A 15,617-nucleotide genomic window follows, 5' to 3' on the forward strand; every position below is an offset into this window, starting at 1 on the left:
GGGGACGGGCCCTTTGGGCGCGTCGTCGGACATGGAACGGGTTCGGTGTGCCGGTTCGGCATCGGGGCGACGGGGACGACGGGGGCAACAGGCGCAACGCAGCCGATGCGCTCGCTCAGGACGGGTCGGACGCGTCCGGCAGCTCGGCGCGCGCCGCCCGGTGGGGCGTGGTGCGCGGGAAGTAGGTGGCCCCGTGGTCGAGTTGGCGCGGCCCGGGGCGGCGCCCGGGCCCGCCGTCGATCAGCCGGGCCAGATCGGCGAGGACCGGGTGGCGGGTGACGTCCTTGAGAGAGACCGCCCGGTCCAGGGCGATCGCCAGTTTCACCGCGGAGAGGGAGTCGCCGCCCCGGTCGAAGAAGTGGTCCAGCCGCCCCACGCGGTCCTCGGGGACGCCCAGCACCTTGGCCCAGGCGGTGGCCAGCCGGTGTTCGGTGGCGGTGCGCGGGGCGTCGTACTCGGCCTCGGCGGTGTCGAGTTGGCCGGCCAGCGCGGTGAGGGCCGTGCGGTCGATCTTGCTGTTGGGGGTCAGGGGCAGGGCCTCGCGCCAGTGGAAGGCGGCCGGCACCATATAGGCGGGCAGGGCGCGGGCCAGCCGGTCGCGCAGGCCGGCGGCGTCCAGGGCCCGGGGGCCGGAGTAGAAGGCCACCAGTTGCCTGCCGCCGCCGGCCCCGGTGGCGATCACCACGGCGCCGTCGCGGACCCCCTCCGCCCGCAGCAGGGCGTTCTCGATGTCGCCGATCTCTATCCGGAAGCCGCGCAGCTTGACCTGGCTGTCCCGGCGGCCGAGGAACTCCAGCTTGCCCTCGGGCAGCCAGCGCCCGAAGTCGCCACCGCGGTAGAGCCGGTTGCCGGGGCGGTGCGGATCCGGCAGGAAGGCCCGCCGGGTGCGTTCGGGGTCGTTGACATAGCCCCGGCCGACACAGACCCCGGAGAACACGATCTCGCCCGGGGCGCCCAGCGGCACCGGTGACAGGTGCTCATCGACGATATAGACGTGCACATTGGGCACACAGGGGCCCAGCGGCACCCGGTCCCCCTCCGGGGCCCGGTCCATGACCTCGTGGTTGGTGTCGTCCGAAGTCTCGGTCAGGCCATAGGCGTTGACCAGCGGGATGCCGGGCCGGGCGGCGAACCAGCGCTGGGCCAGCTCCTTCTTGAGTGCCTCCCCGGTGACCGACACACAGCGCAGGTCCGGCAGTTGACGGGGGCTGCGCTCCAGCTGGGAGAGCACGGCCTCCAGATAGGAGGGCACCACCTGGAGGACGGCGACCCGGCCGTCGGCGATCCGGTCCACGAACCGGGGGACGTCCAGGATCACCTCCTGCTCGACCAGCAGCGTCCGCCCGCCGGTCAGCAGTGCCGAGACCAGCTGCCACAGCGAGATGTCAAAGCACTGCGGAGCGGTCTGGGCGACCGTCAGCCCCTCCGCCACACCCAGATCGCCGATCTTGGCGTAGAGGTGGTTGAGAAAGCCGGCGTGCTCGCACATGGCGCCCTTGGGCTCACCGGTGGAGCCGGAGGTGAAGTAGATATAGGCGAGTTGGTCCGAGGCGACGGGGACGCCCGGGTCGTCCTCGGCGTGCTCCTCCAGCCAGGCCGCGTCCAGCAGCAGGGTCCGCACTCCGGGCAGCGAGCCCAGGGCCTCGTCCAGGGTGGCGGTGCTGCCGGGCTCGGCGAGCACCAGGGAGCATCGCGCCCGGGAGAGCATGGTGGCGATGCGGCCGGCCGGGAAATGCGGCTCCACGGGCAGATAGACCCCGCCGGCCTTGAAGACGGCCAGCACCGCGGCCGCCCAGCCCAGGGTGCGCTCGGTCACCACCGCCACCACGTCCTCGCGCTCCAGGCCGCTCGCCAGCAGGGCGTGGGCCAGCCGGTTGGCGCGGCGGTTGAGTTCGCGGTACGTCCACTCCCGGTCGCCCCGCACCATGGCGACGGCCTCCGGGTGGCGGCGCACCCGCTCCTCGAACAGCTCATGGAACCGGCGGTCGGGGAGCTGCCGCCGGGGCCCGGCGAGTCCCTCCAGCTGGAAGTGGCGCTCCTCCTCGGAGAGCAGACTCTGGTGCTGGTGCTCGTGCTGCGGACCGGCGTTGAGCAGGGTGAGCGCGGTGAGGTGGTAGCCGGCGATCCGGGCGGCGGCCCGGGCGTCCAGGACATCGGTGCGGTAGCGGAGGAGCAGGGTGGCGTCCTGGACGCCGACGGAGAGGACCGCGCCCTCGGGGAGCTCGCCGCCGTAGGGGTCCAGGAGGGTTTCGAACGGCGGGTGGTCCAGGCCCAGTTGGGCGCCGAGTTCGCCGACCGGGAAGTCCCGGTGGGTCAGCAGCTCGGCCTCGGCGCGCCGGGCGGTCTCCACCAGGGTCTGCCAGGGGCCGGGCGGCACGGTCAGCCGGCAGGGCAGCACCGGGCCGTCTGCGGTGACCGGGTAGCCGATGGTGACCTCGGACTCGCCGGTGAGCGCGGCGAGCACCTTGGCGTGTGCGGCCAGCAGTTGGGTGCCGCCGGGCGTCGGACCGGGGGGCAGGGGGCTGCGGTGCTCGGCCGTGCCCGGCACCGGGGTGCGGGTCCAGCGCGGGACGGTGGTGAAGCCGCCCTCCAGCAGGACCCTCCGCCAGAACTCCTCGCTGTTCATCGGCCGGTTCCTCCCATGGTCGGCACGGTGGACTGCTGCTGCTCCTGCGCCTGCTCCTGCTCCGGGCGCCGCCGGGCCGGCACCGGGGGTGCCGCGGCGACCGCGGCGGTGGCCGGATTGCCGCCCCACCGCGCGTGTGCGGGGACCTCCTCGCCCTTCATCAGGAAGGAGTCGGGGGCGAGCACCGCGCCCTCGCCCATGGTCACGCCGTAGTGGACCAGGGCGTTGACGCCGATGGTGCAGCCCGCTCCGAGGACGGTGCGGTCGGACTTGAAGGTGCCGTCCTCCTGCGAATGGCACTGGATCTTGCTGGAGAAGGCGAGGGTGCAGTCGTCCCCGATGGTGGCCAGGGTCCGTTCCGACAGATCGCAGCCGTCGTCGAAGACCCGCCGGCCGATCCGCACGCCCAGCATCCGCCAGAGCACGTTCTTGAACGGGGTGCCGTTGAACGCGTTGAAGTGGCCCTGGGGCACCTTCCACAGGCGCTCGTGGTGCCAGAAGTAGCGCTCGTAGATGGAGCACACGGTGGGCTCCAGCGGACGGAACCGGGTCAGGCAGCGCTCCACCAGGGCGTAGTAGACGGCGGTGAAGACCAGGAAGGCGGGCAGGAACGCGGCGTCCAGCAACTCGCCGGCCACCCCGCCGCGTTCGGCGGTCGCCAGGACCAGCGCGGTGACCACGGAGAAGTGCACCCACCGGATGAGCAGGACCAGGGCCAGGGTGCGCAGGTTGTAGCGGTTCTTGGCGGCCAGCCGGCGGCGCAGCTCGCCGCCGGAGCGCAGGTGGTCGAAGCGGGTGTCGCGTTCCACGGTGCGCGGGATCTCAAAGCTGGGGGAGCCCAGCAGGCCCACGCCCTCGCGGAGTTCGCCGTCCAGCGGGACCATCGCCTTGGTGGCGATCAGGCAGTTCTCGCCGGTGCGGCCCTGGGCCGGATAGGCGATGTGGTTGCCCAGGAAGTTATGGGCGCCGATCGAGGTCCGGGACACCGTGAAGGAGCTGCCGGAGTAGTCGGCGTTCATGATCGACAGCCCGTCGGCGACCATGGTGCCGCGGCCCACGGTGCTCAGAAAGGGGCTCTCGTGCTTGACGCCGATGCCGAAGTTCGAGCCGGTCTGCTCGGCCTGGGACAGGTCGTATCCCAGCAGGCTCAGATAGGGCACGATGTAGGAGCTGTCGCCGAACAGCCAGGTGAAGAACCGGGAGTTGGTCAGCCGGGAGACCGAGCGGTGCAGGGCGTAGCGGAAGCCGTACAGCGGATAGACCCGGCCCGGCCTGATGGGCAGGTGCATCAGCCGGGGGACGGTGGCCAGGAAGAGCAGGCCCCCCAGGACCAGGACGGCGAACAGCACCGAGGACACCAGCAGGGCGTCGGTCCAGAACGCCGGTGAGCTGACCGGTTCCAGTCCCGCGTCCGTCCGCCCGATGAGCCTGGGCACCTCGTTGAACAGCAGATAGGTGCCGGCGATCCACAGCGGCATGGTCAGCAGGAAGCTCCGCGCCAGGATGAACAGCGAGAATCCGGCCCGCCGCAGCGGGCCGCAGGCGGCCGGGGCCACCCGCAGATAGTCCAACTCCGTTGGCTGCGCGGGCGATCCATGCCAGTGCCGGCCGCCGGGCACCGCCTCGCCGCGCTGCAGGGCGGAGGCGTGGCCCAGTTGCGCCCCGTCGCCCATCGCGGTGTGGATGTCCAGCACGGTCTGCTCGCCGATGAACACATCGCGGCCGATGGTGACCGGGCCGGTCTGGATCCGTCCGGCCTCGGCCCGGTAGCAGAGGAAGTAGGAGTCCTTGCGGATCACGGTGCCGGCACCGATGGTCAGCAGATCGGAGCAGACCGGTACAAACCTGGAGAGGATGGTGACCTGCCCGCCGATCCTCGCGCCCAGCGCCCGCAGATAGACCGCATACAGCGGAGTGCCCACGAAGAAGATCGCGGGATTGGCGTGGATCAGTACCTTCACGGTCCAGAAGCGCAGGTAGGTCAGGCTCCAGACGGGGAATTCGGCGGCCCGCCAGCGGCCCACCAGAATCCATTTGGCCAGCACCGGGAATATGCACAGACCAAGGAAGTCGGCACCGCCGAAGACGACCGACCGCCAGTAGACGGCGAAGCCGTCCGGGCTGTCCGAGACCCATTGGTAGCCACCCGTGGCGGCCAGCACGGTGAGATAGGAATAAGCCAGGAAGGCCAGCAGTTGCAGGGTGCCGCAGACGGTGTAGCGCAGGGTGCTTCCGGGCGGTACCGGATCGGCCGGCGGTGCCGGCCGGGGCGCTTCGGCCGGGGCCTCGGCGAGAGCCGTGGCCAGGCTTTGCACCGTGGAATGCCGGTAGATGTCCTTCATCGACACCGAGGGCAGGTCCGGCCGTTTTCTCACCCGGGCACAGAAACGGGCCATCACCATGGAGTCGGCGCCGAGATCGTCGAAGAAGTGGCTGTCGGGAGGCACCTGTTCGGCGCTCACGAGATCGGCCAGGACCTCGGCGAACAACCGCTGGAGGTCGCTCGCGGCCATGGGTCGCGGAGGGCCTTCGGCCGGGATTTCGGCGGGTTCTCCCACCACATCGGCTCCTTTGGAGTGATTGAGATGGTGCCGTTGGGACTGCTGGTCTGAAATGTGTTCTCGTGGGCGGGTGGTGCGTCCGGGGAACATGTCAACTGTCCTGTGTCGTATGGCAGTTGAGGAAACGTTTCACCGCAGGGCGTGAACGGCGCTCTCACAGCACCCCCATGGGCCGCACGCGGAACAATGGCCTTTCGTCCGGCCGATGGCCGGTAATTCCAAAGGAACCATGCGGAAACAGGCGTTACGGCTGAGCCCCGGCATGAGACGGAACCTGTATACAGGTTCCCGCATCCCGCACCCCCTCCCCGCGGAGCCGACGAGAACGTTGAAGAACGTAGGGTTGAGCCGGAGGGCGAGCCAGCGGATAAATAAGCCATAGGGAAATGACGCATAAGTATCCGGCGTCCGGGCCCCGTTGGCCGATCCACGAATGCCGGCCGCCATGGCGGAGCCCGCCGCTCCATGCCGCCCGCCGCCTGTTGTTTTGCGTAACGCCCCTTACTTCTCCCGGTGTCCGCCTCCCTGCTCCCGCCCGCTCCGCAAAGGGGCGGCGGCCGGTCAATGCCTGGAAAACGGGCATAGCCGATGGAAGGGAGCGAATGTGTGCGGGATGCGGAGTGAAGTGGACGGAAAACGAGCGCCCCTGCCCGCCGCCGGTGGCGCAAAACAGGCAACGATGTATGGTCACCGGATAAAGATTTGGCCGGTATCCGGTAATGGCGAGCCAGCATCCGGGTAACGATCCCGCCAACTCGCCCGCGCGGCCCTTCGCCGGGCCGGCCGCCGCCGTAGCGCGGCGTTTACCAGGACGTCACATTCCCGCGCGGCCCGCGCCGCCCGGCCCCCGGCCGGGGCCGCCCGCCCGGAGGCGCACCCCTGTCGAGGACGGCCCGGACACGAGATATCTTGATGTCGAGCAATGTTACAGACGTGAAGACGTGAGGCGGAGCACCCGGTGACTGACTCGACGATCATCTATACGCACACTGACGAGGCCCCCGCACTGGCGACGTACTCGTTCCTGCCGGTGGTCCAGGCGTACGCCGGCACGGCCGGGGTCACCGTGGAGACCCGCGACATCTCCCTGGCGGGCCGCATCATCGCGAGCTTCCCCGAGCACCTGGAAGAGGGCCAGCGCATCGATGACGCCCTCGCCGAGCTGGGCGAGCTGGCCAAGACCCCCGGCGCCAACATCATCAAGCTGCCGAACATCTCGGCCTCGATCCCGCAGCTCAAGGCCGCCGTCGCCGAGCTGCAGCAGCAGGGCTACGCGCTGCCGGACTACCCGGACGACCCCAAGACCGACGAGGAGCGCGAGATCCGCGCCCGCTACGACAAGATCAAGGGCAGCGCCGTCAACCCGGTCCTGCGCGAGGGCAACTCCGACCGCCGCGCCCCCGCCTCGGTCAAGAACTACGCCAAGACCCACCCGCACCGCATGGGCGCCTGGTCCGCCGAGTCCAGGACCAATGTCGCCACCATGGGCGCGGACGACTTCCGTTCCACCGAGAAGTCCGCGGTGATCGCTGAGGACGGCGCCCTGCGCATTGAGCTGGTGGGCGACGACGGCACCACCACCGTGCTGCGCGAGTCGGTGCCGGTGCTCGCCGGTGAGGTCGTGGACGCCTCCGTGATGCGGGTGGCGGCCCTGCGCGAGTTCCTCAGCGCCCAGATCGCCCGGGCCAAGGCCGAGGGCGTGCTGTTCTCGGTGCACCTGAAGGCCACCATGATGAAGGTCTCCGACCCCATCGTCTTCGGCCATGTGGTGCGCGCCTTCTTCCCCAAGACCTTCGCTGCCTTCGGCGCCGACCTGGCCGCGGCCGGCCTGACCCCCAACGACGGCCTCGGCGGCATCTTCAAGGGCCTGGAGGCCCTGCCCAACGGTGCCGAGATCAAGGCGTCCTTCGACGCCGAGCTGGCCGAGGGCCCGGCCCTGGCCATGGTCGACTCGGACAAGGGCATCACCAACCTGCACGTCCCGTCCGACGTCATCGTCGACGCCTCCATGCCGGCCATGATCCGCACCTCCGGCCACATGTGGGGCCCGGACGGCCAGGAGGCCGACACCCTCGCGGTGCTGCCCGACAGCAGCTACTCCGGCGTCTACCAGGCCGTCATCGACGACTGCCGCGCCCACGGCGCCTACAACCCGGCCACCATGGGCTCCGTCCCCAATGTGGGCCTGATGGCGCAGAAGGCCGAGGAGTACGGCAGCCACGACAAGACCTTCGAGATCCCGGTCACCGGCACCGTCCGCCTGGTGGACCAGGCCGGCAACGCCGTCCTGGAGCAGACCGTCTCGGCCGGCGACATCTTCCGCGCCTGCCAGACCAAGGACGCCCCGATCCGCGACTGGGTCAAGCTGGCCGTCACCCGCGCCCGCGCCACCGGCGACCCGGCGGTCTTCTGGCTGGACGCCACCCGCGCCCACGACGCCAACCTGATCGCCAAGGTCGAGCAGTACCTGCCGGAGCACGACACCGAGGGCCTGGACATCCGCATCCTGGCCCCGGTCGAGGCCACCAAGCTCTCCGTGGAGCGCATCCGCCGCGGCGAGAACACCATCTCCGTCACCGGCAATGTCCTGCGTGACTACCTGACCGACCTGTTCCCGATCCTGGAGCTGGGCACCAGCGCCAAGATGCTGTCGGTCGTCCCGCTGATGGCGGGCGGCGGCCTGTTCGAGACCGGCGCCGGCGGCTCCGCGCCCAAGCACGTCCAGCAGCTGGTCAAGGAGAACTACCTGCGCTGGGACTCCCTCGGCGAGTTCTTCGCCCTGGTGCCCTCCCTGGAGCAGTACGCCAAGACCACCGGCAACGCCCGGGCCCAGATCCTGGCCGACACCCTGGACCGCGCCACGGCGACCTTCCTCAACGAGGACAAGTCCCCGACCCGCCGCATCGGCGGCATCGACAACCGCGGCAGCCACTTCTTCCTGTCCCTGTACTGGGCCCAGGAGCTGGCCAAGCAGACCGACGACGCCGAGCTGGCCAAGGCCTTCGCCCCGCTGGCCGAGACGCTCTCCGCCAATGAGCAGAAGATCGTCGACGAGCTGAACGCCGTCCAGGGCACGCCGGCCGAGATCGGCGGCTACTACCAGCCCGACCCGGCCAAGGCCGCCGCCGTGATGCGGCCCTCGCAGACCTTCAACCAGGCGCTGACGCACCTCGGCTGATCGCTGCCACCCACAGTCACCGCCCCGGTCCGGCCTTCGCCGGGCCGGGGCGGTGGCCTTTCCGGGTGCCCCGGGCCACCCGGCGGACAACCATGGAGGAATGGCAGCGCGCGGCAGACTCCGGATCTACCTGGGGGCCGCCCCAGGAGTCGGGAAGACCTACGCCATGCTGCACGAAGGCCGCAGGCTGCGGGACGAGGGCGCCGATGTGGTCATCGGCCTCGCCGAGCCGCACGGCCGCCGGCTCACCGCCGCCATGGCCGAGGGCCTGGAGACGGTGCCCCGCCGCGTCCTGACCCACCGCGATGCCCGGTTCGAGGAGATGGACGTGGACGCGGTGCTGGCCCGCCGCCCGCAGACCGCCCTGGTGGACGAGCTGGCGCACAGCAACGTCCCCGGCAGCCGCAACGCCAAGCGCTGGCAGGACGTCGAGGAACTGCTGGACGCCGGCATCGATGTGATCACCACCCTCAACATCCAGCACCTGGAATCCCTCAACGACGTGGTGCGGCAGATCACCGGAGTCCGGCAGCGCGAACGGCTGCCCGACGAGGTGGCCCGGCGCGCCGACCAGATCGAACTGGTCGACCTCACACCGGAGTTGCTGCGCCGCCGGATGACCCATGGCGACATCTATCCGCCCGGCCGTATCGAGGCGGCCCTGACCCACTACTTCCGGGTCGGCAATCTCACCGCGCTGCGCGAGCTGGCCCTGCTCTGGCTGGCCGACCGGGTGGAGGAGGGGCTGCGGCGCTACCGCGAGGAACACGGCATCGCCGCGCCCTGGGAGACCCGGGAACGCATCCTGGTCGGCCTGACCGGCGGCCGGGAGGGCGAGACCCTGATCCGCCGGGCCGCGCGGATCACCGACCGTACCCCCGGCAGCGAGCTGCTGGCCCTGTATGTGGCCCCCGGGGACGCGCTGGCCGTGGGCAACCCGGCGGCACTGGCCGAGCAGCGGGCCCTGGTGGAGTCGCTGGGCGGCAGCTACCACCAGATCACCGGTGACGATGTGGCGCAGACGCTGCTGGAGTTCGCCCGGGAGGAGAACGTCACCCAGATCGTGCTGGGCGCCAGCCGGCACAGCAGGCCGGCCACCCTGCTGCGGCCGGATGTGGGCCGGCGGACCATCGACGGGTCCGGGCCCATCGACGTCCATATCGTCACCCATGAGGCGGCCGCCGGGCCGGCCCTGCTGTTCCGGCTGCCCAGGCCCGGCGAGGCGACCGGGCCCCGGCGGTTCTGGGCGGCGATGGCCGGCGCGGTGGTCCTGCCGCCCCTGCTCACCCTGGCGCTGACCGCACTGCGCGACCGGCTGGGCCTGGGCACCGGCCTGGTGCTCTATCTGCTGGTCGTGGTGGTGCTGGCGCTGGTGGGCGGGGTGTGGCCGGCCTTGCTGGGGGCGGTGGTGGCGGCGCTGCTGGCCGACTACTACCTCACCGTGCCCACCCATTCGCTGGACATCGCGCACGGTGACGACATCGTGGCGCTGCTGGTCTTTGTGGCGGTGGCGGTGCTGGTGGGTTCGGCGGCGGGCCGGGCGGCGCGGCGAATGTACCAGGCGGTCCGGGTCACCTCCGAGGCCCAGGCGCTGAGCCGGCTGGCGACCGCCATGATGCACGGCGAGGACCTGCCCGCACTGATCGAGCAGATCCGGGAGAACTTCGGGCTGCGTGCGGTGAGCCTGCTCCAGCGTGATCCGCGCGGTGGCGCCCTGCCTCGCTGGTTCGTGGTCGCCAGCGCCGGTGACCGGCCTCCCGAACGTCCCTATGAGGCCGATGCGGAGAGCCCGGTCGATGATGAACTCACCCTGGCCGCCCGTGGCCCGGGGCTGACGGCCGACGACCGGCGGATCCTGGCCGCCTGCGCCGCACAGCTGGGCATCGCCCACGCCCAGGGCAGGCTCATCCGGCAGGTCGCCGAGACGGACGTCCTGGTCGCGGCCGAGCGCCGGCGGGCCGCCGTACTGGCCCTGGCGGTCCGCGATCTGCGCGGGGCGCTCCGGACGGCCGAGCAGGCCCTGGCCGGAGCGGGCGGGACGGCGCCGGAGACCGCCCGAGCAGCGGTGCTACGGGCCGGCCAACTGGTCGATGACCTGGGCGACTTGGGGCGGCTGCACGCGGGTGCGCTGGACCTCTACCTGCGGCCGGTGGATCTGGGCGAGGTGCTGACGGCGGCCCTGGACGACCTCGGCCCGGGCGGCCGCACCATCGAGCTGGCGCTGCCGGCCGGCCTGCCCGAGGTGATCGCCGACGCCGCCCAGCTCACCCGGGTGTTCACCACGCTCACCGCGGACGCCCTGCGGCACAGCCCGCCCGGCCGGTCACCCGTCCTGACCGCCGAGGTGCTGCCGGACCGGCTGGCCGTGAGGCTGGCGGGGTTCTTCGGGCGGGAGCGAGGAGACAGCCTGCCACTGCGGCTCTCCCGTGACCTGGTGGAGGCCATGGGGGGCACCTTGGAGCTCAGCGGCGAGGCCGTCCTCTCGGTGACGCTGACCCTGCCCACCGCTCGTCAGTGAAGGGCGGCCAGCGCGTGGTTGAGCTCGGTCACATTGACATGCGGTGATCCCAGGAATCCCAGGGAGCGGCCCTGTTCATGGGCGGCGACCAGCCGCCGCACCCGCCGCGGGGACAGACCACGGGCCCGGGCCACCCGGTTGGCCTGCTCCTCGGCATACGCGGGGGAGATGTCCGGGTCGAGCCCCGAACCACTGGCGGTCAGGGCGTCGGCGGGCACGGACTCCGGAGTCACCCCGTCGAAGGCGGCCACCGCGGCCCGCCGGGCGGCCACCTCCTTGACCAGGACCTGGTTGGTGGGTCCCAGGTTGGAGGCGCCGGAGGCCAGCGGATCGTAGGGGCCGGCGCCCTTGCCCGCGTCGGCGGCCGACGGCCGGGGCTGGAACCACCGTGGATCCGGCCGGAGTTGCTCACCCGCGTCGGCCGGATTCCGCTTGGGCAGGGCGAAGTTCTGGCCCAGCAGCGCGGAGGCCACCGGCCTGCCGTGCTCCTCGATCAGCGAGCCATTGGCCCGGTGTGCGAAGGCCAGCTGGGCGATGCCGGTGACGGCCAGCGGATAGGCGAGGCCGGTGATGACGGTGAAGACCAACAGCATCCGCAGCGAGGACAGATGGCGCCGCACCACATGCGGTAGGTGGATGAGCATAGGTGTGCCTGCTTTCTGCCGTCAGCGGAGGCCGGGGACGAACTGGACCACCAGGTCGATGAGTTTGATGCCGAGGAAGGGCAGCACCAGCCCGCCCAGCCCGTACAGCCAGATGTTCCGGCTGAGCAGGGCGGCCGCGGAGGAGGGCCGGTAGCGGACGCCGCGCAGGGCCAGCGGGATCAGCGCCACGATGATCAGTGCGTTGAAGATGATCGCCGAGGAGACCGCCGAGGTGGGGCTGTGCAGGCTCATGATGTTGAGCTTGTCCAGGCCCGGGTAGGCCACCGCGAACATCGCCGGGATGATGGCGAAGTACTTGGCCACATCGTTGGCGATGGAGAAGGTGGTCAACGCCCCGCGGGTGATGAGGAGTTGCTTGCCGATCTCGACGATCTCGATCAGCTTGGTGGGGTTGGAGTCCAGGTCCACCATGTTCCCGGCCTCCTTGGCGGCCGAGGTACCGGTGTTCATGGCCACGCCGACATCGGCCTGGGCCAGCGCCGGGGCGTCATTGGTGCCGTCACCGGTCATGGCGACCAGCTTGCCGCCGGCCTGCTCCCGCTTGATCAGCGCCATCTTGTCCTCGGGAGTGGCCTCCGCGAGGAAGTCGTCCACCCCCGCCTCCTCGGCGATGGCCCTGGCCGTCAATGGGTTGTCACCCGTGATCATCACGGTCCGGATGCCCATCCGGCGCAGCTCCTCGAAGCGGTCCCGGATGCCTTCCTTGATGACGTCCTTGAGATGGATCACGCCCAGCACCCGGGCCCCTCGCCGGTCCTGGACCGCCACCACCAGCGGAGTGCCGCCGCCGGCCGAGATCCGTTCGGTGATCTTCCCGACCTCCTCGCCGGGCCGCCCGCCCGCCTCGGTCACCCAGGCGATGACGGCGCCGGCGGCGCCCTTGCGGATCCGGCGGCCGTCGATGTCCACCCCGCTCATCCGGGTCTGCGCGGTGAACGGCACGAACGTCACATGCTCCAGCTCCCCTTCGCCGCGCGCCCGCAGCGCATGGCGCTGTTTGGCCAGTACCACCACCGAGCGGCCCTCGGGGGTCTCGTCGGCGAGCGAGGAGAGCTGGGCCGCGTCGGCCAGTTCGTCCGCGCCGACCCCGTCCACCGGAAGGAACTCCGCGGCCTGCCGGTTGCCCAGGGTGATGGTGCCGGTCTTGTCCAGCAGCAGGGTGTTGACATCGCCGGCGGCCTCCACGGCCCGTCCGGACATGGCCAGCACATTGCGCTGCACCAGGCGGTCCATGCCCGCGATGCCGATGGCGGAGAGCAGGGCGCCGATGGTGGTGGGGATCAGCGCCACCACCAGCGCCACCAGGATCACGATGCTCTGCTCGGCGCCGGCGAAGACGGCGAAGGGCTGGAGGGTGACCACCGCGATCAGGAAGACGATGGTCAGTGAGGCCAGCAGGATATTGAGCGCGATCTCATTGGGCGTCTTCTGCCGGGCCGCCCCCTCCACCAGGGCGATCATCCGGTCGATAAAGGTCTCGCCCGGCCTGGAGGTGATCTCGACGACGATGCGGTCGGACAGCACCGTGGTCCCGCCGGTGACCGCCGACCGGTCACCGCCCGACTCCCTGATCACCGGGGCCGACTCGCCGGTGATGGCCGACTCGTCCACGCTGGCCAGGCCCTCCACCACATCACCGTCGCCGGGGATGATCTGCCCCGCCTCGACGACCACATGGTCGCCCAGCCGCAGCTGGGCCGCCGCGACCTCCTCCTCGTCGCAGGGTCCGCCGCCGGGCCGCCAGCCGGTCAGCCGCCGGGCGGTGGTGTGGGTACGGGTCCGGCGCAGCGTCTCCGCCTGGGCCTTGCCCCGCCCCTCGGCCACCGCCTCGGAGAGGTTGGCGAACACACTGGTCAGCCAGAGCCAGACGGTGATCACCCAGGGGAAGACCCCGGGGTCCTTTATCGCCGAGAGCGTGGTGAGGACCGCGCCCACCTCGACCACGAACATCACCGGGTTGTGCACCATCAGCCGGGGGTCGAGCTTGCGCAGGGCGTCGGGGAAGGAGGTCACCAGTTGCCGGGGGTCCAGCAGGCCGCCCGAGACCCGGTGGGTGGTGGAGGGCATCAGTGCAGTCCTTCCGCGAGCGGGCCCAGTGCCAGGGCCGGGAAGTAGGTCAGGCCGACCACGATCAGGATCACGCCGGTCAGCAGGCCGACGAACTGCGGCCGGTGGGTGGGCAGCGTGCCGGCCGTCACCGGCACCGGGCGCTGCCGGGCCAGCGACCCGGCCAGGGCCAGGACGAAGACCATGGGCAGAAAACGGCCGAAGATCATCACCAGGCCGAGCGCGGTGTTGTACCAGACGGTGTTGGCCGTCAGCCCGGCGAAGGCCGAGCCATTGTTGTTGGCCGCGGAGGTGAAGGCGTAGAGCACCTCGGAGAAGCCATGCGGACCCGGGTTGGCCATGGCCGCCCGCTGGCCGGGCAGCGCCATGGCGATGCCGGAGCCGATCAGGACCAGCGCCGGGGTGGTGAGGATGTAGAGCGAGGCGAACTTCATCTCCCGGCTGCCCAGCTTCTTGCCCAGGTACTCGGGGGTGCGGCCGACCATCAGCCCGGCCACGAACACCGCCACCACGGCCAGGATGAGGATGCCGTAGAGCCCGGAGCCGGTGCCGCCGGGGGCGATCTCGCCCAGCATCATGTTGAAGATCAGCAGGCCGCCGCCGCCCGGGGAGAAGGAATCATGCGCGGAGTCGACCGCGCCGGTGGAGGTGAGCGTGGTGGAGACGGCGAACAGCACCGAACCCCAGATCCCGAACCGCTGTTCCTTGCCCTCCATCATCCCGCCCGCCGCATGCCCGGCCGGACTGCTCACGCTGTGCAGCTCATTGACGGTGACCACGGCCACCGAGGCGGCCCAGATCAGGCCCATCACGGCGAGCACGGCATGGCCCTGGCGCCGGTCGCCGGCCATGGTGCCGAAGGTGCGCGGCAGCGAGAAGGGGATCGCCAGCAGCAGATAGATCTCCACCAGGTTGGTGAAGCCGCTGGGGTTCTCCAAGGGGTGGGCGGAGTTGGCGTTGTAGAACCCGCCGCCATTGGTGCCCAGTTCCTTGATGGCCTCCTGGGAGGCCACCGGGCCGCCGGTGATGCTCTGGTGCTGCCCGGCGATGGTGGTCACCGACTGCGCGCCATGGAAGTTCTGGATCACCCCGGCCGCCACCAGCACAAGGGCGAAGACAAAGGCGAGGGGCAGCAGCACCCGCAGGGTGATCCGGGTGAGGTCCACCCAGAAGTTGCCCACCCGGTCGGTCCGTTGCCGGGTGAAGCCCCGGATCAGGGCGGCGGCGATGGCGATGCCCACGGCGGCCGAGACAAAGTTCTGCACCGCCAGACCGGCCATCTGCACCAGATGGCCCAGGGCCGATTCGCCCGAGTACGCCTGCCAGTTGGTGTTGGTGACGAAGGAGGCCGCCGTGTTGAACGCCAGGTCGGGGGCGAGCGGTTTCATCCCCAGGGACAGCAACAGGTGGTTCTGCAGCCGCAGGAAGGCGTACAGGAACACCACCGACACCAGGGAGAACGCCAGCATGGCGCGCAGATAGGCGGCCCAGGTCTGGTCGGTCTCGGCGTTGACGCCGCCGGCCCGGTAGACCAGCCGCTCCGGGCGCAGATGCCGGGAGGTGGTCAGACTGCGGGCGAGGTAGTCGCCCAGCGGACGGTGGGTCAGGGCGAGGGCACCGGCCAGGGCGAGGATCTGCAGCCAGCCCGCGAGGGTGTCGTTCATCAGAACCTCTCCGGGAAGAGCAGGCAGAAGACCAGGTAGAGCAGCAGGCCCGCGGCGGTGACCAGCCCGATGATGTTCTCCGCGCTCACAGTCGCTCAACCCCCTTGACCACCAGGTTGAGCAGGACGAAGGCCAGGATGGTGAGGCCGGTGAATGCCAGGTCCGCCATAGGCGATAACACCCCGTTGGTTGATGAGGAGCGGTGAAGGGACGGCGCCGGCGGCTCATTTGAGCCACGGGTAGCGAAGCGCCGGGCGCGAGCCATGGCGAGACCCCTTAACGGGCTCTTGGCGTCCGGGCCCGGCTCTTTGACGGGTCGTTTATTGAGTTCGATGCGG

At 70.7% G+C, this 15,617-nt stretch carries 8 protein-coding genes; 2 read left to right on the forward strand and 6 right to left on the reverse strand.

Going from position 1 to position 15,617, the window contains the following annotated elements; translation table 11 throughout:
• Positions 1 to 115 precede the first annotated feature (115 nt).
• Complete coding sequence (locus ACIHFE_RS24465) at positions 116 to 2,626, reverse strand: amino acid adenylation domain-containing protein (protein WP_400109608.1); 2,511 nt, start codon at positions 2,624 to 2,626, stop codon at positions 116 to 118.
• Entirely contained in the window at positions 2,623 to 5,139 is a 2,517-nt protein-coding gene (locus tag ACIHFE_RS24470; RefSeq protein ID WP_400109610.1) for a Pls/PosA family non-ribosomal peptide synthetase, read from the reverse strand. The genes ACIHFE_RS24465 and ACIHFE_RS24470 overlap by 4 nt, the downstream gene beginning before the upstream one ends.
• A 1,006-nt stretch (positions 5,140 to 6,145) precedes the next feature.
• Here ACIHFE_RS24470 and ACIHFE_RS24475 point away from each other — a divergent pair.
• The gene (locus ACIHFE_RS24475; RefSeq protein ID WP_400109612.1) at positions 6,146 to 8,365 is read left to right on the forward strand and encodes an NADP-dependent isocitrate dehydrogenase; all 2,220 of its coding nucleotides are present in this window, start codon (positions 6,146 to 6,148) and stop codon (positions 8,363 to 8,365) included.
• A 100-nt stretch (positions 8,366 to 8,465) separates the two neighbouring features.
• Entirely contained in the window at positions 8,466 to 10,883 is a 2,418-nt protein-coding gene (locus ACIHFE_RS24480) for a DUF4118 domain-containing protein (protein WP_400109614.1), read from the forward strand.
• On the opposite strand, the gene kdpC is transcribed toward ACIHFE_RS24480, so the two are convergent.
• Genes kdpC through kdpF form a run of 4 tightly spaced genes read right to left on the reverse strand, consistent with a single transcriptional unit; the run spans position 10,877 to position 15,368 of the window.
• On the reverse strand, positions 10,877 to 11,527 hold the full coding sequence (gene kdpC / locus ACIHFE_RS24485; RefSeq protein WP_400109616.1) for a potassium-transporting ATPase subunit KdpC: 651 nt from the start codon (positions 11,525 to 11,527) through the stop codon (positions 10,877 to 10,879). The genes ACIHFE_RS24480 and kdpC overlap by 7 nt on opposite strands.
• Before the next feature lie 21 nt (positions 11,528 to 11,548).
• Entirely contained in the window at positions 11,549 to 13,615 is a 2,067-nt protein-coding gene (gene kdpB / locus ACIHFE_RS24490) for a potassium-transporting ATPase subunit KdpB (RefSeq protein ID WP_400109618.1), read from the reverse strand.
• Complete coding sequence (gene kdpA / locus ACIHFE_RS24495) at positions 13,615 to 15,279, reverse strand: potassium-transporting ATPase subunit KdpA (RefSeq protein ID WP_400109620.1); 1,665 nt, start codon at positions 15,277 to 15,279, stop codon at positions 13,615 to 13,617. Before kdpA ends, kdpB begins: the two co-directional genes overlap by 1 nt.
• Positions 15,279 to 15,368 (reverse strand): K(+)-transporting ATPase subunit F, encoded by a 90-nt coding sequence (gene kdpF, locus ACIHFE_RS24500; RefSeq protein ID WP_400109621.1) that lies wholly within the window; start codon positions 15,366 to 15,368, stop codon positions 15,279 to 15,281. Before kdpF ends, kdpA begins: the two co-directional genes overlap by 1 nt.
• Positions 15,369 to 15,617: the final 249 nt, after the last annotated feature.

It is taken from the genome of Streptomyces sp. NPDC052396, assembly GCF_044593195.1.
Taxonomy (GTDB): Bacteria; Actinomycetota; Actinomycetes; order Streptomycetales; family Streptomycetaceae; genus Streptomyces.